This window comes from Herbaspirillum sp. B65 (genome assembly GCF_000333555.1).
Taxonomy (GTDB): domain Bacteria; phylum Pseudomonadota; class Gammaproteobacteria; order Burkholderiales; family Burkholderiaceae_D; genus Herbaspirillum; species Herbaspirillum rubrisubalbicans.
In genome coordinates this window covers 1-19,356 of sequence record NZ_BADI01001053.1, presented here as the reverse complement: position 1 = coordinate 19,356, position 19,356 = coordinate 1, and the positions used below count along the sequence as shown (strand labels likewise).

Here is a 19,356-nt window from a genome sequence, read left to right as displayed (position 1 = left end):
CACCCCGCTTTATGTTTCATTTCGGCATCTTGCGCATCAACGACACGCTCACACCTGCCGTGAAAGAAGAAAAGCCCTGCTTCTCCCGCCCAGCTTCTGACCTTGCCATGCCATCAGCCGCGCTATAGTCGATCTTTCCGATCGCCTCTTTTTGCGCGCAAATAATGAAAAACAATGCCATGGATTACCTGCCCCGCATGGTGATCTTTTCCCGCGTGGTCGAGCTGGGCGCCTTTTCCAAGGCAGCCCGCGAACTGGGGCTGACCTCTTCCTCGGTCAGCCAGCACATCACTGCCCTGGAAGCCATCCTTGGCACCACGCTGTTGCACCGGACCACGCGCAAGCTGTGCCTGACCGAAGCCGGCCAAGGCTTCTATGCCCATTGTGCGCGCATCGTCGCGCTGGCCAACGAGGCCCGGGAAAATACTGAAAGCCTGCACAAGGAACTGGTGGGCGAGTTGCGCATTGCTACCTCGAGCTTCATGGCTGCCGAATACCTGGTGCCGGCACTGGAGGAATTCATCCGCAGTCATCCGCAACTCAAGATCAACATCGACGTCAACGACTACAATGTCGACCTGATGGATAACAGCGTCGACCTCGCCTTGCGCGTAGGAAAGATGCCCGCTGCCGGTGATGTTCCGTTGACCCGGTTTGAAGCGGTATTGTGTGCCTCACCTGCTTACCTGCAAAGGCAGGCGCCGATCCGCCGTCCCGAAGATCTGTTGTTGCATCATTTCCTCTTTTTCACGCCCGCTGGTGTGGATCTGACCTTGCGCAACCGCGCGGGGCATTGTGCGCAGTTGCGACTGACGCCACGCATCGCCGTCAACCATGCCCGCTCCTTGCGCAAGTTGGTCTTGCAGGGGCATGGCGTGGCGCGCCTGTTGAAGAACAAGGTCCAGGATGACCTGGATGCCGGACGGCTACAGCTCGTGCTGCCGGAGTGGTCGCTGGATAGCTATTGCGCCTTCCTCACCACCAAGTATCGCGATGCGGTACCGGCCAAGATCCTGGCCTGCATCGCGCAGATCCAGGCTTATTTCAGGCGTTGCCATCCGGCCGGGGACGATAGCTTCCATCCCGGCTGATGGATGCCATCGGAGAGCGCGGGGTCACCGCGCTGGCATCGGCCCCCTTGATCATGGTCGGCCATGGGCCGGTCACCAGTTCATGGCTCCTGAGCCAGTCCTGTCCGCTGCGCTCGACGATGGTATCGGTCTGGCCGGCAGCGGACAGGTCGACGATCTCGTGCTCCATCACCTCCATCGCCGCAGTGGTGGTGAAGGCTTTCACCACCGGGCGCGTCAGGTCCTTGCGGTTCTGTTGGATCACCAGCGCCGTGCGTCCCGAGCGCAAGGTGACGATGGAGCCCAGCGGGTAGATGCCCAGCATCTTTACGAAGGCCAGGAAGATGGTACGGTCGAAATGCCCCTGCCAGGAGGCCATGCGCGAGAGCGATTCGGCCGGGTCCCAGGCCTTCTTGTAGACGCGGTGCGAAGTGACTGCGTCGTACACATCGCACACCGCTGCCATACGTGAAAACAGGCTTATCTGCTGGTCATGCTGGCGTGCGGGGTAGCCTGAGCCATCGATCTTCTGGTGGTGATGCAGGCATACGTCCAGCACTTCGTCAGGTACGCCCACCAGGCCGCTCAGATAGGCGTGTCCCAGCACGGGATGGCGCTGTACGATCTTGTATTCCTGCTCGGTGAGCAGATCGGGTTTGTTGAGCACTTCCAGCGGGATGAAGGCCTTGCCTACATCGTGCAGGAATCCGGCCAGCCCGGCCTGTTGGCAGGCGGTGTCGTCCAGACCCAGGGTGCGTCCGAGTGCCACCATCATGGTGCAGACCGCAACCGAATGCAGGTAGGTGTATTCATCGGCGCGCTTGAGGCGGATGATGCTCAACAGGGCGTCGGCATTGTGCGCCACGGAGGCTGCGATCTGTTCCACCAGTTCCTTGCACTTGGCCACGTCCAGCGACTTGCCCAGACGCGCCTGGTTGAATACGTCCTGCGCGGTCTGATGGCCCATTTCGTAGAGCCGCAGCGCTTCGAGCAGGTCGGGATTCAGGGCTTCCCGCTCTGCGGCAGGTGGCGCGGGGGAGTCATCGGAGGCCGTGCTCGGCGCGTGTAGCTCGTTGCTCGGTGCCAAGCCCTTGTACACGTCGATCCAGCAATGTCCGAGTCCGGCCTGTTGTGCTTGCCGCACCTCGGCCTCGGTGCGAATGAGGAAGCTGGCGCGCCAGAAGGGCGAGGCAATCCATGCGCCATCGAAGCCGGAAAAATACATGCCTATGCTCAGTTGGCTGACAGGGATTCGTCTTAGGCGCGTCATCGGATCGGGTGGAGTGGTAAGGTGGCATGGCGTGCCCGCAGCAGGGCCGGGGTTTGCGCCAATGTATTACATTTCGCGAGGATTGATTAGGGGCCTGTTTTTAACAAGTGTGATAAATCATTTCGTGCAATTGCGTCACAGCGCCGCCGCCCCGACTGGGTTTGGACTCATTGTTAAGCAGGATTAATGAGTTCTTTCGCAAAAAGACGGCTAATCAAATTGCCTCGCTTGTAATACAGTTGCTTGGCCGAACCCTGCCGGGATGTGTCGGGGGGCACAGCGGGCGCCAGCCCGCACCGGCGCTGTGCAGCCATGGAGGGGATTGCGGCTGCGCGCCATACTGCCAAGGGTAAGGGAACGATGCCGACGATCGCAGGATGTACCCTGACCCTGGCAAACGGGACGGCAGTCAATGGACAGGTCAGGCATCCGCTCGGCATCGTGATCGACATTGGCATATCACACTAGGGCCTATTGATGAAATGAGTTCTACATTGCACAGTGGCCGCTACCTGGCCGCTGATGCCTATCCACAGAATAAAAACGCCCCGGTCCGCTTTGCGCGCACCGGGGCGTTGTCATTGGGGCTGTTGCTGATGCTTACAGATCGATCTTCATGCGCGCCACCACGGTACGCTCCGCCCCCGGCATCACGTAGAGGTTGTTCCACGAGCCCGGATAGTAGTTGCGATTGAAGAGGTTGTTCACATCCAGCGACAGCCGCACATGCTTGCTCACCTGCCAGTAGCTCAGCAGCTTGACCGTGGCATAGGCTGGCAGCGAGTAGGTGTCGGCCGTATTGCCCGAACGATTGCCCACATAGTTGATGCCGCCACCCAGGCCATAACGCGCACCGCTGGCGGTAGCATCCTCGCGGATGGCCAGCAGGCCGGCGCTATAGGCCGGGATATTGGTCAGGCGGGTGCCGGCTGCCAGGGTCTTGTCCTTGGTCACGCGCGCGTTGTCCCAGGAAAAATTGGCCGAGATGCGCCAGTGCGCATCCAATTGACCATAGGCATCGGCTTCGAAGCCGGTGCTCTTGGCTTCGCCTGCGGCCACCATGAAGCCGGGGACGTCGCTGGCGGTCAGCACGTTGGTCTTGGTGATGTCGTAGAGGGCGAAGTTGGCGCCCAGGCGTTCATCGCTGGTCTGCAGCTTGAGGCCGGCTTCATAGGCGGTCGAATGCTGTGGATCGAAGGCGCGGCCGTTGACGTCCACCCCGCTATTGGGACGGAAGGACTTGCCCGCCGACAGGTAGAGCGAACTCCAGGCATTGGGCAGATAGCTGATGCCGGCGCGCGGAGAGACCGCACTTTGCTGTTGCGAGGTGTTGGTCACACCGCCGACGCGGTTCTGGATGCTCTGGTTGTACTGGTCCCAGCGCAAGCCGGCCAGCAGCTTCCATTGCGACGACAGGCTCAACTGGTCCTGGACGAACACGGCCTTGACACGCTGGTGTTCGTCCGAGCTGCTGGTGCGATTGGTCAGCGGTAGCAGGGGGCTGCTGCCATAGACCGGATTGTAGATGTCGATGGAGGTGAGGGCGGCCGAGCGCAGGATTTCGGTATTCATCCACAAAGTGGAACTCTCCGCCCCGAGCAGCAGGGTGTGGCCGATGGCGCCGGTGCTGAAGTTGCCTTGCAGCTCGGCCTGCACCGAAGTATCGCGCGAGGGAAGCTGACGCCAGGTGCGGGTGCGCCTCAGGGTGCGGTTGTCGGCGGCCAGGGGATTGCTGAGAGCGGCTTCGGTATAGAAACCGTCGAAGCTGCTTTCCTTGTAGCTGGCGCCGAGCTTGGCACGCCATTGTTCGGACAGGGTGCGTTCCAGCGTGAGCTGGTGGGTGTTACTGCGCATGGCCATGTTGCCGTCCGAGGGTTCGTTGAGCACACGGTCGCGCGGCAAGCCACCCAGTACGCCGCGCACGTTGATCAGTCCACGGTCCAGGGGCGTACTGGCTTGCAGGAATTCGGCTTCGTAGTTCAGTAGGGTGTCCTTGTCGATCACCCAGGCCAGCGACGGCGCCACCAGCGAGCGACGATTGCTGAGCAGGCTGGAGCGGCTGTCGCCCTCCTCGGTCATGGCAATGAGGCGATAGGCCAGGTTCTGGCTCAGCGGCCCGGTGCTGTCCACGGTGGCGCGCTTGAGGCCACCTGTGCCGGCGCTCAACTCGGCGCTGTTGTTGCGGGTGAACTGCGGTTTCTTGGTGACGATGTTGATGGTGCCGCCCGGCTCGCTGCTGCCATAGAGCGCCGCCGCCGGACCCTTGAGGAATTCGATACGCTCGATGGTGGCCGTATCGCGGCGCGGGTTGTAGCCGCGCGAACCGGGGAAGCCATTGACCAGGAAACCCATGTCGGTGCTGCTGAAGCCGCGGATGGCGAAGTTGTCCCAGGTACCGCCGAAGTCATTGAGCCGACTGATGCCGCTGACGTAATCCACCGTATCGGCCAGGCGCACCGCGCCCAGGTCTTCGATCTGCTGGGTGGTCATCACACGCACGGCCTGCGGGATTTCCATCAACGGGGTATCGGTGCGGGTGGCGCCGCTGGTGCTGGGCGCGAGGTAGCTGCTCTTATCCTTGCTGGCCGAGACGCTGACCTCCGGCAAGGCGGTCGCACTGCCACTGTCCTGGGCCGGCGTTTGTGCCCAGGCCAGGGGCGCTGCAGTGATCAGGCTGGCGGCCAGCCAGCAGGCGGTAGTGGGAAATGCTTGTTGCGTCGTCATCGAAATTCAACCTGCCATGCAAATAATCGGGAGGCCGAATATAAATGATAATCGTTAACAATTGTTGGTGAAGTGTAAGATTTTTGTGAAAAATTGTCAGCAATAGTTGTTATTTTGCAATAGGGCTTATTTCAGTGCGGAGATCTGCCCGGTGCGGATCAGGCGCGCACGCAGCACGTTGCGACTGATATCGAGCAGGCGCGCGGCCTGCACTTGATTGCGTTCGCAGAATTCGAAGGCGGTACGAAAGACGGTGTCTTCGATCTTTTCGAACAAGCCGGCCTGGGACTGGTTGAACAGCGACTGCAAGACCTGCTCCAGGGCTTGCAGCGGATCGTCGGCATGGCTGCCCGCCACTGGTCGGGCTGCACCCAGCCGCTCCACGTGGGAGAGGTGCAAGTGCTCGGCGCGCAGTTGCTCATCCTGGCAGATCAGCAGGGCATGATGGATGGCGTTTTCCAGCTCGCGGATATTGCCGGGCCAGTCGTGGCTGCGCAGCTTGCGTTCGCCCTCGGCATCAATGCCACGGGCGCCATAGCCCAGGCGTTGGCGGTATTCATCGAGGAAGTGATAGGCCAGCGGCAGGATGTCTTCGGGCCGTTCGCGCAGCCGCGGAATGGTCAACTGCACCACCTGCAGACGATAGTAAAGATCCTGGCGGAAATGCCCGGCTGCCACCGCATCCTGCAAGCGCACGTTGGTGGCGGCGATGATGCGCACGTCAATCGGAATACTGCGACGCGAACCCAGGCGCACCACTTCGCGCTCCTGCAGCACACGCAACAGCTTGACCTGGATCGCCAGTGGCAGGTCGCCGATTTCATCGAGGAACAGCGTGCCGCCATTGGCCGCTTCGAACCATCCCGCCTTGTGGGCGATGGCACCGGTGAAGGCGCCTTTTTCATGGCCGAACAATTCGCTTTCGGCCAGGTTCTCGGAAAACGCCCCGCAGTTCACGGCCACGAACGGACCACCGCGCCGCGAGCTCAACTCATGCACGTGGCGCGCAATCAATTCCTTGCCGGTGCCGGTGGCGCCGATGATGACCACGTTGGCGTCGCTGGGTGCCACCATCTGCACCCGTTCCAGCAAGGCTACCGACACCGGGTCGTGAAAGACCTGAGCGGTAGCGCGAATGGAGGTGCCGAGCTTGCGCGCATGGGGGAGCGTCAGCAGTGGCGTGACAGTGCGTGCAGCCTCGGTGGAGGAGGGCAGCGCATACAGATGGGCAGAGCGATTGCTGGCGTTCATGTCAGGCTCCGAGCTCATGGGAGTGATCCCAACGAGGGTAGCGATGCGGGGGGAAGGTGAAATTAATTCTAACAATATGCGCCAAGCTTCTTAACGACCAATTCAGCATAAGTATGCTCGGTTTGTTTTGGTTGCTTGCCCGAAAAAGCTTGTCTGACAAGGGACTTACGGTGGTCTGTCGGGATGTGGAGACAGCTGCTGGAGGCAGGTGAAGCGGGATATCCAAACCTAAAAAAATAAGTCATTTCGTCTGCCAACGATTGCTGCTCCAGCAGCAGCCATTGCGCACATTGCTGCTGCAGCAGTAAGGCGATTTTTGGCAAGTCTTTGATTTGCAAGGCTTTGCAGGCTGGCACGCTCTTCGCTGAAGAGGAGGGTACGCAATCGATGTCGCGTTCCCCTCAAGTCAGCCAAGGAGAGTCCTTTTCATGAGCCGTCCACTGCAAGTCGTCGTCGTCGCCGGAAGCGGCCGCCGTCCCTCCCGTACCCTGGGCCTGCTCAATGCCATTGCCGCGCAACTGGGCCAGCACCTGAGCATCCAGACCGAAGTGGTGGCCCTGTCGGATCTGACCGGGCAGTTGCTCGGTGCCACTGAACTGGACCAGTTGCCCGCGCCGGTACGCCAGAAGATCGCCGCCATCGAAGCGGCTGACCTGCTGCTGGCGGGCAGCCCCGTCTATCGCGGGTCCTACTCGGGTTTGTTCAAGCACCTGTTCGATCTGGTGCCGCAGGAGTCGCTGTTCGGCAAGCCGGTCCTGCTGGCGGCCACCGGTGGCAGCGATCGCCATGCATTGATCATCGATCACCAGTTGCGTCCGCTGTTCGCTTTCTTCCAGACCCTCACGCTGCCGCTGGGCGTGTATGCCAATGCCCAGGAATTCGACAACGAAACCGTCACCAGCACCGCCTTGCAGGAGCGCATCGCACTGACCGTGCAACGCGCACTGCCGGTATTGCAGGCGCTGGCTGCCGCACGTAGCAACGCATGACATCGATGCACTGAATTCATTTTTCACTCCCCCCGATTACCCGAATTCCCCAAGGAGATTCTCCATGAGCCAAGCCCCCTCCCATACCTCCCACACCTCCCACAACGCTTCCGCCGCCCGCACCGATGCTGTCAAGTTCGCCTATTGGGTGCCCAATGTCAGTGGCGGCCTGGTGGTCAGCAAGATCCCGCAGCGTACCGAATGGAGCCTGGAGTACAACCAGCGCCTGGCCGTGGCCGCTGAAAAAGCCGGCTTCGAATATGCCTTGAGCCAGATCCGCTTCACCGCCGGTTATGGTGCCGAATACCAGCACGAATCGGTATCCTTCAGCCAGGCCCTGCTGCACGCCACCACCAAGCTCAAGGTGCTGGCCGCGATCCTGCCGGGGCCGTGGCATCCGGCCGTGGTGGCCAAGCAGATCGCCACCATCGATCACATCTCCAATGGCCGCATCGCCATCAACGTGGTCAGCGGCTGGTTCAAGGGCGAGTTCCAGGCCATCGGCGAACCCTGGCTGGAACATGATGAACGCTATCGTCGTTCCCATGAATTCATTCAGGCACTGAAGGGGATCTGGACCCAGGATGACTTCACCTTCAAGGGCGATTTCTATCGCTTCAACAATTACACCCTGAGCCCCAAGCCGGTCCAGAAACCGCACCCGGAAATCTTCCAGGGCGGCAGCTCCCGTGCGGCGCGCGACAATGCGGCCAGCGTCTCGGACTGGTACTTCACCAACGGCAATACGGTCGAGGCATTGAAGGCGCAGATCGACGACATCCAGGCCAAGGCCGCACAGAACGGCCACAAGGTGCGCATCGGCGTGAACGCCTTCGTGATCGCCCGCGATACCGAGGAAGAGGCGCAAGCCGTGCTGGAGGACATCATCAAGCACGCCCACGTGGAAGCGGTGCACGCCTTTGGCGACGCCGTCAAGCAGGCCGGCAAGGCGTCGCCGGAAGGCGAGGGCAACTGGGCCAAGTCCAGCTTCGAAGACCTGGTGCAATACAACGATGGTTTCAAGACCAACCTGATCGGCACACCGCAACAGATCGCCGAGCGCATCGTGGCCTTGAAGGCGGTCGGTGTGGACCTGGTGCTGACCGGCTTCCTGCACTTCATCGAGGAAGTCGAATACTTCGGCCAGAAGGTCTTGCCGCTGGTGCGCGAGCTGGAGGCCCGCCAGGCCGCTGGCGCCGCGCAAGGCAATGCCAGCCGCTTGGCGGCCCTGGAAGCGGTGGCATGACCATGACCAGCACGCTGCAGCCGCAGCTGGCGCCGCTGGAGCTTGGCGCTGCTGCTCATGCCACCGCGCCGCTGGCCAGGCAGGCCAGCGCGCCGGTGCTGCAACTGAGCGACATCAGTCTTTCCTTCGGTGGCGTGCAGGCCTTGAGCCACATCGACCTGGCCATCCATGCGCGCGAGATCCTGGCCGTCATCGGCCCCAATGGGGCGGGCAAGAGTTCGCTGGTCAATGTCATGAGCGGGCTGTATCGCCCCACCCAAGGCCAGGTCCAGCTGGCAGGCCGATACTGGCCGCAGGTGCCGACGGCCCGCCTGGGCCGGCTCGGCGTGGCGCGCACCTTCCAGAACCTGGCCTTGTTCAAGGGCTTGAGCGTGCGCGACAACATCGTGCTGGGCCGGGTCAATGCCATGCGCGCCAGCTTCCTGGAACAGATCGTCGGCCTCGGGCGCGCCCGGCGCGAACGCCAGCAGGCGCGCGCACTGGCCGACCAGATGATCGCCTTCCTCGATCTGGGCGCCCATGCCGAGCGCGCCGTCGGCGGCCTGCCCTATGGCCTGCAAAAGCGTGTGGAGCTGGCGCGTGCGCTGGTGGCGCAGCCGCGCCTGCTGTTGCTGGATGAACCCATGGCCGGCATGACCGTCACCGAAAAAAGCGAGATGGCCGGTTTCGTGCGGGCGGCACGTGACCAGTTCGGTACCGCCATCCTGCTCATCGAACATGACATCGGCTTGGTCTTCGACCTCTCCGACCGCGTGGCCGTGCTCAACTATGGCCGCAAGATCGCCGATGGCACCCCGGCCGCAGTGCGCCAGGATGCAGCCGTGATCGAGGCCTATCTCGGCGTGGCCCACCGCGCACAGGAGGCCGCGTGATGGCTGACTTCGATTGGGTATTCTTTGCCGAAGTGCTGACCGGTGGCCTGCTCTCGGGCGTGATGTATTCGCTGGTGGCCATCGGCTTCGTGCTGATCTACAAGACCTCGGGCGTACTCAATTTCGCCCAGGGCGCGCAGTTGCTGTTTGCCGCGCTGACCTTCGTGAGCCTGGTGGAGCATGGCATCCCGTTTGCACTGGCATTGCTGCTGACGTTGGCGGCCATGATCCTGCTGGGCCTGTCGATCGAACGGGTGGTGCTGCGCCCGCTGGTGAACCAGTCGCCGATGACGCTGTTCATGGCGACCCTGGGCCTGTCCTATGTGATCGAGGGAGTGGCGCAGTTGCTGTGGGGTACGCAAGTCCATGCGCTGGACCTGGGCATCGACGATACCCCGCTGCATGTAGGCCAGATGATGATTTCTTCCTTCGACCTGTTCGCTGCCATCACGGCCGCCCTGATGGTGGCGCTGCTCTCGGCCTTCTTCCGCTATACCCGCATGGGGCTGGAATTCCGGGCCCTGGCCGATGACAGTTATGCCGCCCTGGCCGTGGGCTTGCGCCTGCCGCGCATCCTCACGGCGGTGTGGGCCACGGCCGGCCTGATTGCCTTGATCGCGGGGCTGTTGTGGGGGGCGCGTCTCGGGGTGCAATTCTCGCTCTCGCTGGTGGTGTTGAAGGCCTTGCCGGTGCTGGTGCTGGGTGGCTTCGATTCGATCCTGGGCGCCATCGTCGGCGGTCTGCTGATCGGTGCGCTGGAAAAACTGGCCGAGGTCTACCTGGGGCCGCTGGTGGGCAGCGGCATTGAGGGCTGGTTCGCCTATGTCGCCGCGCTGGCCTTCCTGCTGGTCAAACCAAGCGGCTTGTTCGGACAAGCTGCGCTGCAAAGGGCATGAGATGACGACTTCCTTCACTCCCTACGCCGCTTCTGCTGCGCCCAAGGTCCATCCTGCTGCGCAGTTACGCCGCGCCTGGCCCTGGCTGCTGTTGCTGGTGGTGGCCTATGGCGTGCTGCCCTGGGCCGCCTCCAACTATGTCATTGATGCCTTGCTGATTCCCTTCCTGGCGCTTTCGCTGGCCGCGGTCGGCTTGAATCTGTTGACCGGTTATGCCGGCCAGCTCTCGCTGGGCAGCTCGGCCTTCATGGCGGTGGGCGCGTTTGCTGCCTACAACATCAACCTGCGCGTGGAGGGCTTGCCGCTGCTGGTCTCCATCGCCTTGGCCGGTCTGGCCGCAACCGCCGTGGGCCTGGTGTTCGGCCTGCCCAGCCTGCGCCTGCGCGGTTTCTACCTGGCCGTCTCGACCCTGGCTGCGCAGTTCTTCGTGCAGTGGGTGCTGGTCAAGTTCAGCTGGTTCAGCAACGACAATCCCTCCGGTGTCATCGACGCTCCCGCGTTGGTGGTGGGCGGGATCAGCTTCGATACCCCGGCCGGGCGTTACCTGTTCGCGCTGGGCATCGTCACCGTGCTGACCCTGTTGAGCTGGCGCCTGGTGCAGACCCAGACCGGCCATCACTTCATCGCCGTGCGCGACAACGAGCAGGCCGCGCGGGTGATCGGCATTCCGGTGTTGCGCACCAAGCTGCTGGCCTTTGCCATCTCTTCCTTCATCATCGGCGTGGCCGGGGTGTTGTGGGGCTTCGTCTACCTGCGCACGGTGGAGCCGGCCCGGCTCAACCTCGACCGCTCCTTGCAGATTCTCTTCATCGTCATCATCGGTGGCCTGGCGACGATACGCGGCGCCTTCCTGGGGGCCGCGCTGATCGTGGTCTTTCCACTGCTGCTGTCGCGCCTGGGCAGCCTGCTGCTGGGGCAGTGGTTCGACTCGGGCGTGCTGGAGATGAGCCAACGCATCGTGCTGGGGGCGCTGATCATCTTTTTCCTCATCGTCGAACCACAGGGGCTGGCGGCGCTGTGGGAACGGGCGCGCCGCAGCCTTCATCAGCGCGCATCGTCTACCTGATTTTTTTACCTTCACTTCCACCCTCACCACGGAGAAGCTCTCTGACCATGCTGCACTCAAAATTATTAAAAACCTTCACCTTGGCCGTCGCCTTGCTGGCTACAGGCCTGCAAAATGCCCGTGCCGATGAACAATTCTTCCCATTGCAGAGTTACCGGGTCGGTCCTTACGCCGCTGGCGGTACCGGCTTCTTCGGTGGCTTCATCGATTACCTCAACCTGGTCAACCTGCGCGACGGCGGCGTGGGTGGCGTCAAGCTGACCTGGGAAGAAGGCGAGACCCAGTACGAAGTCGAACGTGGCGTCGAAGTCTATGAACGCCTGAAGCAACATCCTGGCATCGCCACCTGGAATCCGCTCTCGGTGGGCATTGCCTACGCCCTGCTGGACCGTGTCACCGCCGACAAGGTGCCGCTGCTGACCATCAACCACGGTCGCACCGATACCACCGATGGCCGGGTCTTCAAGTACATCTTCCCGCTGCTGCTCAACCCCTATAGCGAGACCTCGGGCATCGTCAACTACATCGCCACCAAGGTCGGCGGGACCGACAAGCTCAAGGGCAAGAAGATCGTGGTGCTCTACCACGGTTCGCCCTATGGCAAGGAGACCATTCCCATCTATCAGTTGCTGGCCGAAAAATATGGCTTCACCGTGCAGCAGATCGAAGTGCCGCACCCCGGCAATGAACAGCAGGCGCAATGGCTGGCGATCCGCCGCGCCAAGCCGGACTACGTGGTGTTGCGCGGCTGGGGCGTGATGAACCCGGTGGCCTTGAAGACGGCGCAGAAGTCGGGTTTCCCGGCTGACCACATCATCGGCAATGTCTGGTCCAATTCGGAAGAAGACGTGATTCCCGCAGGCGATGCCGCCAAGGGCTATGTGGCCATCACCACCGTGGCCGCTGGCGCGCAGTATCCGGTGCTGCAGGATATCCAGAAGATCGTCTATGGCGCGGGCAAGGGCAACTTGCAGGATCCCAAGCGCATCGGCAGCGTCTATCACAACCTGGGTGTGCTCAACGGCATCCTCAACGTGGAAGCCATCCGCATCGCCCAGGCCAAGTTCGGCAAGCGCACCCTGACCGGCGACGAAATCCGCTGGGGCCTGGAAAACCTCAACATCGACCAGGCGCGGGCTGCGGCACTGGGCGCCAAGGGCCTGTTCCATTCCATCCACGTGACCTGGGACAACCATGAAGGCGATGGCCTGGTGGCCTTCCAGCAATGGGATGGCAAGCAGTGGAAGGTGGTCTCCGACTGGATCGCACCGGACTGGAAACTGCTGCGCCCCATGATCGAGAAATCCGCCCTGGCCTATGCCAAGGAAAAGAATATCAAGGTGCGCAAGAGCATCGACGACTGATCTCCCGGCGGTCCTGCGGGACCGCTTTCTCCCCCATCCCCCCCTATCTTTGAAAGGCCTGACCATGTCCGCCGTTCTCGCCCCCTCCCAGCAGCAATACTCGCCCGCCAGCGGCCCGGTGCCCGGCCTGCCACGCGCCACCCAGCCGGCGCACGTGATCCGTGACGACGCCGAAGCCATCGCCGTGGCCCATACCCTGGCCCAGCGCCTGGCCGAAGGTGCTTCCGAACGCGACCGTCTGCGTCGCTGGCCGGTGGAAGAAATCGAAGCCTATTCGCAAAGCGGCCTGTGGGCCATCAACGTGCCGCGTGCCTTCGGCGGGGCCGAAGTCTCCTATGCCACGCTGGCCGAAGTAATCGCCATCATCGCCGCCGCCGATCCCTCGCTGGCGCAGATCACGCAGAACCACCTGGGCTTCGTGGCGGCGGTGCGCACTGTCTCCGACGCCGAACAACAGCAGCGATTCTTTGCCGACTTCCTGCGCGGCGTGCGCTGGGGCAATGCGTTTTCCGAATCCGGCTCCAAGCTACGCGGATGCCATGCTGTGCCAGGTCACGTGCCAGCGGCAGGGTCATGGCGGTGATGCCGCCCTTGGAGGCGGCATAGCCGGCCTGGCCGACCTGGCCATCGAAGGCCGCTACCGAGGCGGTAGCGACGATGACGCCACGCTCGCCCTCGGCCAGCGGTTCGGCGGCCGCCATGCGGGCGGCCACCAGGCGGATCACGTTGAAGGTGCCGATCAGGTTGACGTTGACGATGCGGCTGAAGTCCTCCAGCGGCATGGCGCTGCCATCCTTGCCCACCATGCGCTTGGCGCCGCCGATGCCGGCGCAGTTGATGAGGATGCGTGGCGTGCCATTGGCCGCTTGCGCGGCATCCAGTGCGGCTTGCACCGATGCGCTATCGGTGATGTCGCAGCGCACAGCGTGGCAGTGCAGTTCATCGGCCAGGGCCTGTGCCGCTTCCATGTTCACATCCAGAATGGAAACGCGGGCACCGCCCTGCACCAGTTGGCGCACGGTCTCGGCCCCGAGGCCGGAGGCGCCGCCCGTTACCAGGGCGGCTTGTCCTTGCAGTTGCATGAAGAATGTCCTTCGTGAATAAACGGTTCAGTGGGAAGCCGAGGGATTTTCCAGCAGCAGGGCAATGCCCTGGCCACCGCCGATGCAGGCCGAGGCCACGCTATAGCGCGCTCCCCGACGGTTCATCTCGCGTGCTGCCGTGATCGACAGGCGCACCCCGGTGGCCGCCAGCGGATGGCCTAGCGCGATGGCACCGCCGTTGACGTTGAGGCGTTCGCGATCGAGGCCCAGCTCGCGCTCCACCGCCACGATCTGCGCGCCTTGCGCTTCGTTGATCTCGAAGCAGCCGATGTCGTTGACGCTCAGTCCATTGCGTTCCAGCAGGGTGCGGATGGCCGGTACCGGACCGATGCCCATGATTTCCGGTGGTACGCCGGCTACCGCGGCGGCGACCACGCGTGCCAGCGGTTGCCTGTCATTGCGGCGCAGGTAGTCGCCGGAAGCGACGATGGTGGCGGCAGCCGCATCGACCAGCGCCGAGCTGTTGCCACCGGTCTGCACGCCATCCGGGTAGAGCGTGCGCAGCTTGGCCAGCACCTCCACCGGCGAAGGGCGCGGATGGGTATCGGCGGAGGCTTCGCTGATCTTGCCTTGCAGCTTGATGTGGCGATCGTGGTAGCCATCGAGCTTGAAGGTTTCATTGACCACGCTCACGATCTCGCCCGCATGGAAACCGGCCGCCTGCGCCTTCAATGCGCGCTCGAATGAATAGGCGGCATAGGCATCCACTTCGGCGCGGGTGATGCCGTATTTCCGGGCCAGGTTCTCTGCCGTCTGCGGCATGGTGATGCCGGGAGCCGGATCGACCAGGGCTTCCCACATGTAGTCCTGGAATTCCACTGGAGCGCCCAGCTTGAAGCCGGTGCGGTGGCCGAAGGCGGCAATGGGATTGCGCGTCATCGATTCACTGCCCACGATCAGGGCGGTCTCGGTATAGCCGCGCTCGATCTGGTCGCCGGCTTGGCGGATCAGTTCGAAACCGGTGCCGCAGATGCGCTGGACCATGATGGCCGGGGTGGTGATGGGCACCCCGGCATACAGGCCGATGTGACGCGGCAGCATGTACTGGTAGGCGTCACCGGGCGCCATGTTGCCGGCGATCACCGAGCCGATGTCGGTGGCGGCGATGCCGGTGCGCGCCAGCACTTCGCGCGCCACCTTGATACCCATGTCGGTGGGCGAGAGCTGGCTGAAGCTGGTGCAGTAATCCACCATGGGCGTGCGCACGCCGCCGATGAGCCAGATGTCCTTGAAGCTGGAGTAGAACGCTGCTTGTGCCATGTCTGTTGCTTCCTCAGTGAGCGGGGGTGAGCGCGGCCTGGGCCGTGAGCACGGCCGGGTCGGTGCCGGCGTAGAGCGCCTCCACCAGGGCGGCGCGATGGGTCAGTACCGAACGCTGGTTGATGGAACCCTTGTCGGTGATTTCGCCACGGTCAAACGAGGGCGGATCGATCAGCACCAGGGCCCGGGTCACCCGGTTGGAGCTACCGGTGGCGTGGGCCTGCAGGCGATCCAACATACCCTGGAAGAAGTCCCGCACCGGCGCCGCATTGAGCACCTCGGCGCGCGAGGCGTCGGCCGGCAGGCGTGCCAATTGGCGGCAGCGCTCGATATTGGGCACGATCAACATGCCGATCTCCTTGCGGTCCTGACCGGTGATGACGGCATCCTGCAGGTAGGGCGCGCCTTCATGCGCGATCAGCGCACGCAGCGGACCGACGCTGACCCAGGTCCCGGTGTAGAGCTTGAAGTCTTCGGCCACGCGGCCATCGAACATGAAGCCGCGATCCGGGTGCTGCGGGTCCAGCCAGCGCACCGCATCGCCCGAGCGGAAGTAGCCTTCTTCATCGAAGGCCTCGGCGGTCTGCTCCGGGGCGCGCCAGTAACCGGGGGTGACATTGGGGCCACGATAGCGGATCTCGATCTTGTCGCCATTGGGGACCAGCTTGATTTCCATGCCCGGGGTGGGGATGCCGATCTGGCCGGCCTGCACCTCAAGATCGGCCACGAACAGTGCCGAGGGCGAGGTCTCGGTCATGCCCAGTCCACAGCACATGACGATGCGTTCGCCGCAGGTCGCTTCGGCAGTGGCGTGCAGCTTGTCCCACACGGGTTGCGCCAGGGCGGCGCCGGCATAGAACTGCATACGCAGGCGGCTGTAGAATTTTTCGCGCAGTGCCTGGTCCTTCTCCAGCGCGTGGGCGATGCCTTCCCAGCCCACTGGCACGTTGAAATATACGGTCGGGGAGATCTCATGCAGGTTGGCCAGGGTGGTGGCCAGGCCTTGCGGCGTGGGCTTGCCCTCATCGATGTACATGGTGCCCCCGTTGTAGATCACGATGCCCACGTTGTGGTTGGCGCCGAAGGTGTGGTTCCAGGGCAGCCAGTCGATCAGGATGGGCGGCTCTTCGCCCAGGAAGGGGAAGGTCTGCACGATCATCTGCAGATTGCTGCACATCATGCGCTGGGTGTTGATGACTGCCTTGGGCATCTTGGTCGAGCCCGAGGTGAAGAGGAACTTGACGATGGTGTCCGGGCCTGTGGCGGCAAAGGCACGCTCGACTTCATCGCCAGCGCGGGTGGCTTCCAGGTCGGCGTAGAGCGTGCATTCGCGCCCGGCCGGCGGCGCTTCGGTGACCACGAATTCGATGTCTGGCGCGACCGCATTGACGGCAGCGGCGAACTTCTCGCCATGGGCGGCGAAGATCAGCCCGGGGGTGAGCAATTGCACCGCATGGCGCAGCTTGGCGTAGTCCTTGGACAGCAGCGAATAGGCCGAGGACACCGGCGCATACGGCACGCCTGCATAGTGGCAACCCAGCACCAGCATGGCGTGCTCAAGGTCGTTCTCGGAGAGGATCAGCAGCGGACGCTCGGCCGACAGGCCCCGCTGCAGCAGCGCCTGGCCGATGCGGCGCGCGCTTTGCAGTGCCTGGCCATAGCTGATGCGACGCCATTGTCCCTCCTTGTCACGGCGGGCCATGTAGGTGCGGTCGGGGTCGACCTTGGCCCAGTGGATCAGTTTGTCGGTCAGGCGCGCCGGATAGGCGTCCAGCGGCTGGCGGGTCTTGACGAGGGAGATACCGTCGCGGCCCGGTACGACGTCAACGCCGCCGATGCCGAACCTGAAGCTGCGATAGCGAGGTGGAGTGTTCATACATGTCTCTGTTGTGTGGCCCGCCGGGTCGTGGCCGGGCGGGTGTATTGTTGTGGTGTGCGCTGTATTGCTGGCTTGCTGCGGTGTATTGCCGGGTGCAGTCGGTCTGGTCTCAGGCCGGCTTCACCTTGTTCTGCTTGTGATCGAGGAAGGCCGCCAAGCGGCCCTTGGTATCGGGATCGCTACCGGCCACGGCGGCCATCAGCGACTCGGTCATCAGGCCATCCTGGATCGACTGGTCATGGATGCGCGGCAGCACGTGCATGACGCCGTAGTTGGTCATCGGCGCATTGCGGGCGATGCGCTCGGCCAGTTCGCGCGCCTTGTCAAGCCCGGCGCCCTCGGCCACGCTGTATTGCGAGATGCCGACCTGATGGCCTTCTTCGGCGCTCAGGACGCGACCGGTCAACATCATGTCGGTCATGCGCGCCACCCCGATCAGACGCGAGATGCGCACCGAGCCACCGCCGCCGACGAACAGACCACGCTGGCCTTCGGGCAAGCCATAGAAGGCGCTCGGTTCGGCTACGCGGATGTGGGCCGCCGAAGCCAGTTCCAGGCCCCCGCCGATCACCGCGCCATGCAATACCGCGATGACGGGCACGCGACCGAAGGAAATCTGTTCGAAGGCAGCGTGCCACATGCGCGAATGGTGCACCGATTCGGTGGTATCTCGCTCGCGCAGTTCGGACAGGTCCAGGCCGGCGCAGAAGTGTTCGCCACGGCCGTGGATGATGGCCACCTTCACCTCCGGCGGCAGGTCCTCGAAGCAATCGCGGATGGCGCGCACCATCGGATCGTTGAGGGCATTGCGCTTGGCGCTGCGGTTGAGGGCAATCTCGGCGATGGCGCCGTGAACTTGGATGTCGAGGAGGTCGCTGTGCTGGTTCATGCTGTCTCTGTCTGGTTTCGGTCGGCGTTTAAATTAGTTATAAGTTATAACGTTTATTCAGTATAAGTAAAGTGAAGGCAAACGCAAGCCCAACCCGCATTCTTGTGTGTGCGATCTTCGTAAAAGCGGGCGATAGCCGAACGAACATGAAGGATCTTGGATGGCTGTTTGATGCTGCGCTGCGGTCATCCTGATGACGATAATGTGACAGGCACGATGCCAGCGGGCACCGGCATTGAGGGCGCAAAGAAAAACGCCGGTGTGCACTGCATCACCGGCGTTTCTCGGAGGCATGAAGATGAATTTACTTGCCCGTATCCTTCATGTTCTCGAACTTGTCGAATTCCACGTTGTAGGCTTCGTTGCCGATCTTCTCCACCTTGCGTACATACACCGTCTGCACGATGTCGCGGGTGGCCGGGTCGATGGCAATCGGGCCGCGCGGGCTGACGAACTTCATGGTCTTGAGGATGGCCATGGCGCGCTCGCCATCGATCTTGCCATTGAGCTTCTTGCTCACTTCGTAGATGGCGTTCATGCCGTCATAGGCCGCCACTGCCATGAAGTTGGGACGACCGGCATCGGGATTGGCGGCGGCGAAGCTTTTCAGGAAAGCCTTGTTTTCCGGCGAATCGTGCGCGGCCGAATAGTGGAAGGTGGTGATCACGCCCAGGGTGGAGTCGCCCATGGCCGGCATGACGTGGTCGTCGGTCAGATCGCCCGTGGCGATGACCTTGATGCCGGCCTCGGCCAGGCCGCGTTCACGATAGCCTTTCATGAAGGCAATGCTCTGCTCGCCAGCCGGTACGAAGATGAACACGGCCTGCGGCTTGGCATCCTTGATGCGTTGGATGTAGGGCGCGAATTCAGGATTGCGCAGCGGCACCCGGATCGATTCGACCACCTGGCCGCCACCGCCCAGCAGGTTGGTCTTGAAGGCGGTCTCGGCATCGATGCCCGGCCCATAATCGGCCACCAGCGTGACCACGCGCTTGATGCCATTCTTCAGTGCCCAGGTCGCCATGGGACCGGAGACCTGGGGCAGCGTCATCGAAAAGCGCGCGATGTAGTTGGACTTGGTGGTGATGATGGAAGAAGCTGCGTTCATGATGATCATGGGCTTCTTGGCCTGTTCGGCAATGGGCGCTACCGCCAGCGCTTCGGGCGTCAGGCCGAAGCCGGCCAGGAAATCCACCTTCTCGCGCACCACCAGCTCCTGCGCCAGGCGCTTGGCGATCTCGGGTGAAGGACCGGTGGTGTCCTTGATGATGACTTGCACTTTCTTGCCGGCCACCTGATCGCCATGTTGCGCCATGTAGGCCTTGATGCCGCCTTCCATCTGCTTGCCATAGTCGGCGAAGGGGCCGGAGAAGGCGGCGATCAGGCCGACCTTGATGGTGTCCTCGGCCTGGGCCAGCGGTGTGACCAGCGCGTTGGTCGCACTGATCAGGGCCAGTAGCGCAATCTTCTGAAGCTC

General features: G+C 62.8%; 17 protein-coding genes and 1 pseudogene. 8 read left to right on the top strand and 10 right to left on the bottom strand.

Features of this window, described 5'->3' with window-relative positions:
* Positions 1-16: 16 nt before the first annotated feature.
* Positions 17-181, bottom strand: coding sequence for a hypothetical protein (locus I5W_RS32660; RefSeq protein ID WP_017451359.1), 165 nt, complete (start codon positions 179-181; stop codon positions 17-19).
* On the opposite strand from I5W_RS32660, the gene I5W_RS24755 reads away from it, so the two are divergent.
* Positions 180-1,091 (top strand): LysR family transcriptional regulator, encoded by a 912-nt coding sequence (locus I5W_RS24755; protein ID WP_017451358.1) that lies wholly within the window; start codon positions 180-182, stop codon positions 1,089-1,091. The two genes, I5W_RS32660 and I5W_RS24755, sit on opposite strands and share 2 nt — an antisense overlap.
* Here I5W_RS24755 and I5W_RS24750 read toward each other — a convergent pair.
* The 4 genes from I5W_RS24750 to I5W_RS31710 form a co-directional block, all read right to left on the bottom strand.
* A complete protein-coding gene (locus I5W_RS24750; RefSeq protein ID WP_044531249.1) occupies positions 1,045-2,340 on the bottom strand; it encodes an HD-GYP domain-containing protein in 1,296 nt (431 codons plus the stop codon). The genes I5W_RS24755 and I5W_RS24750 overlap by 47 nt on opposite strands.
* A 600-nt stretch (positions 2,341-2,940) precedes the next feature.
* On the bottom strand, positions 2,941-5,064 hold the full coding sequence (locus I5W_RS24745) for a TonB-dependent siderophore receptor (RefSeq protein WP_044531248.1): 2,124 nt from the start codon (positions 5,062-5,064) through the stop codon (positions 2,941-2,943).
* A 126-nt stretch (positions 5,065-5,190) separates the two neighbouring features.
* Complete coding sequence (locus I5W_RS24740; RefSeq protein ID WP_044531247.1) at positions 5,191-6,315, bottom strand: sigma-54 interaction domain-containing protein; 1,125 nt, start codon at positions 6,313-6,315, stop codon at positions 5,191-5,193.
* A gap of 68 nt (positions 6,316-6,383) precedes the next feature.
* Positions 6,384-6,653, bottom strand: coding sequence for a hypothetical protein (locus I5W_RS31710; RefSeq protein WP_146744553.1), 270 nt, complete (start codon positions 6,651-6,653; stop codon positions 6,384-6,386).
* A 90-nt stretch (positions 6,654-6,743) separates the two neighbouring features.
* Here I5W_RS31710 and msuE point away from each other — a divergent pair, with 90 nt between their 5' ends.
* The 7 genes and pseudogenes from msuE to I5W_RS24705 all read left to right on the top strand — a co-directional run.
* A complete protein-coding gene (msuE, locus tag I5W_RS24735) occupies positions 6,744-7,304 on the top strand; it encodes an FMN reductase (protein ID WP_044531246.1) in 561 nt (186 codons plus the stop codon).
* A gap of 64 nt (positions 7,305-7,368) precedes the next feature.
* Positions 7,369-8,550 carry a dimethylsulfone monooxygenase SfnG gene (gene sfnG / locus I5W_RS24730; protein ID WP_044531245.1) on the top strand — a complete coding sequence of 394 codons (1,182 nt, stop codon included), beginning with the start codon at positions 7,369-7,371 and terminating at the stop codon, positions 8,548-8,550.
* Positions 8,547-9,422: an ABC transporter ATP-binding protein gene (locus I5W_RS24725; protein ID WP_017451351.1), complete on the top strand. Its 876-nt coding sequence runs from the start codon at positions 8,547-8,549 to the stop codon at positions 9,420-9,422. Before sfnG ends, I5W_RS24725 begins: the two co-directional genes overlap by 4 nt.
* Positions 9,422-10,318 (top strand): branched-chain amino acid ABC transporter permease, encoded by an 897-nt coding sequence (locus tag I5W_RS24720; protein WP_044531244.1) that lies wholly within the window; start codon positions 9,422-9,424, stop codon positions 10,316-10,318. The genes I5W_RS24725 and I5W_RS24720 overlap by 1 nt, the downstream gene beginning before the upstream one ends.
* A gap of 1 nt (position 10,319) precedes the next feature.
* Complete coding sequence (locus I5W_RS24715) at positions 10,320-11,384, top strand: branched-chain amino acid ABC transporter permease (protein WP_044531243.1); 1,065 nt, start codon at positions 10,320-10,322, stop codon at positions 11,382-11,384.
* A gap of 47 nt (positions 11,385-11,431) precedes the next feature.
* Entirely contained in the window at positions 11,432-12,748 is a 1,317-nt protein-coding gene (locus tag I5W_RS24710; protein WP_044531242.1) for an ABC transporter substrate-binding protein, read from the top strand.
* Positions 12,702-13,175, top strand: a pseudogene (locus tag I5W_RS24705) (acyl-CoA dehydrogenase family protein); the annotation flags it as partial. The gene I5W_RS24710 and the pseudogene I5W_RS24705, both read left to right, overlap by 47 nt.
* On the opposite strand, the gene I5W_RS30535 reads toward I5W_RS24705, so the two are convergent.
* The 5 genes from I5W_RS30535 to I5W_RS24680 all read right to left on the bottom strand — a co-directional run.
* On the bottom strand, positions 13,144-13,830 hold the full coding sequence (locus I5W_RS30535; RefSeq protein ID WP_252717211.1) for an SDR family NAD(P)-dependent oxidoreductase: 687 nt from the start codon (positions 13,828-13,830) through the stop codon (positions 13,144-13,146). The pseudogene I5W_RS24705 and the gene I5W_RS30535 sit on opposite strands and share 32 nt — an antisense overlap.
* Before the next feature lie 27 nt (positions 13,831-13,857).
* Positions 13,858-15,111 (bottom strand): thiolase family protein, encoded by a 1,254-nt coding sequence (locus tag I5W_RS24695; protein ID WP_044531240.1) that lies wholly within the window; start codon positions 15,109-15,111, stop codon positions 13,858-13,860.
* 13 nt (positions 15,112-15,124) lie between these two features.
* Positions 15,125-16,987: a feruloyl-CoA synthase gene (locus tag I5W_RS24690; protein WP_044531239.1), complete on the bottom strand. Its 1,863-nt coding sequence runs from the start codon at positions 16,985-16,987 to the stop codon at positions 15,125-15,127.
* 112 nt (positions 16,988-17,099) lie between these two features.
* Positions 17,100-17,879: a crotonase/enoyl-CoA hydratase family protein gene (locus tag I5W_RS24685; RefSeq protein ID WP_044531238.1), complete on the bottom strand. Its 780-nt coding sequence runs from the start codon at positions 17,877-17,879 to the stop codon at positions 17,100-17,102.
* 304 nt (positions 17,880-18,183) lie between these two features.
* On the bottom strand, positions 18,184-19,356 hold a 1,173-nt coding region (locus tag I5W_RS24680), incomplete at its 5' end, for an ABC transporter substrate-binding protein (protein WP_252717210.1).

Excerpts from the sequence above, each read along its gene's own strand:
- I5W_RS24755 (WP_017451358.1), top strand. The coding sequence starts at position 180 with ATGGATTACCTGCCCCGCATGGTGATCTTTTCCCGCGTGGTCGAGCTG.
- I5W_RS24685 (WP_044531238.1), bottom strand. The coding sequence starts at position 17,879 with ATGAACCAGCACAGCGACCTCCTCGACATCCAAGTTCACGGCGCCATC.
- I5W_RS24725 (WP_017451351.1), top strand. The coding sequence starts at position 8,547 with ATGACCATGACCAGCACGCTGCAGCCGCAGCTGGCGCCGCTGGAGCTT.
- msuE (WP_044531246.1), top strand. The coding sequence starts at position 6,744 with ATGAGCCGTCCACTGCAAGTCGTCGTCGTCGCCGGAAGCGGCCGCCGT.
- I5W_RS24740 (WP_044531247.1), bottom strand. The coding sequence starts at position 6,315 with ATGAACGCCAGCAATCGCTCTGCCCATCTGTATGCGCTGCCCTCCTCC.
- sfnG (WP_044531245.1), top strand. The coding sequence starts at position 7,369 with ATGAGCCAAGCCCCCTCCCATACCTCCCACACCTCCCACAACGCTTCC.
- I5W_RS24745 (WP_044531248.1), bottom strand. The coding sequence starts at position 5,064 with ATGACGACGCAACAAGCATTTCCCACTACCGCCTGCTGGCTGGCCGCC.
- I5W_RS24690 (WP_044531239.1), bottom strand. The coding sequence starts at position 16,987 with ATGAACACTCCACCTCGCTATCGCAGCTTCAGGTTCGGCATCGGCGGC.
- I5W_RS24695 (WP_044531240.1), bottom strand. The coding sequence starts at position 15,111 with ATGGCACAAGCAGCGTTCTACTCCAGCTTCAAGGACATCTGGCTCATC.
- I5W_RS24720 (WP_044531244.1), top strand. The coding sequence starts at position 9,422 with ATGGCTGACTTCGATTGGGTATTCTTTGCCGAAGTGCTGACCGGTGGC.
- I5W_RS30535 (WP_252717211.1), bottom strand. The coding sequence starts at position 13,830 with ATGCAACTGCAAGGACAAGCCGCCCTGGTAACGGGCGGCGCCTCCGGC.
- I5W_RS24750 (WP_044531249.1), bottom strand. The coding sequence starts at position 2,340 with ATGACGCGCCTAAGACGAATCCCTGTCAGCCAACTGAGCATAGGCATG.
- I5W_RS24710 (WP_044531242.1), top strand. The coding sequence starts at position 11,432 with ATGCTGCACTCAAAATTATTAAAAACCTTCACCTTGGCCGTCGCCTTG.
- I5W_RS24715 (WP_044531243.1), top strand. The coding sequence starts at position 10,320 with ATGACGACTTCCTTCACTCCCTACGCCGCTTCTGCTGCGCCCAAGGTC.
- I5W_RS32660 (WP_017451359.1), bottom strand. The coding sequence starts at position 181 with ATGGCATTGTTTTTCATTATTTGCGCGCAAAAAGAGGCGATCGGAAAG.